1 pseudogene is annotated in these 231 nt (G+C 68.8%); it reads left to right on the forward strand.

Annotation, left to right across the window (positions count from 1 at the left end):
- Positions 1-13: 13 nt before the first annotated feature.
- Positions 14-231 (forward strand): annotated as a pseudogene (locus QP752_RS11355) (helicase); the annotation flags it as partial.

The following is a 231-nucleotide window of genomic DNA, read 5'->3' on the forward strand; positions in this document are numbered from 1 at the left end:
TGTCCCGTCTCGCGTGGATACTCCCCAGCGCAACATCATGGACATCACTGGGGACTCCACCGAGATCGCCTCGGAGATCGACGGCGCCGTGGAGGGTTTTCGCCGCGCCCACGACCAGGCCATCGCCGTGGACCCGGCGGACGGCACGAAGGCCTCGGACACCCGGACCTTCCGCTCGCCGCGGGAGATCATGTCCGAGCTGCGCCGCGCCTATACCGCGGGCACACAGGT

The organism is Corynebacterium sp. UMB10321 (assembly GCF_030228725.1).
In the GTDB taxonomy this organism is placed as follows: Bacteria; Actinomycetota; Actinomycetes; order Mycobacteriales; family Mycobacteriaceae; genus Corynebacterium; species Corynebacterium pseudogenitalium.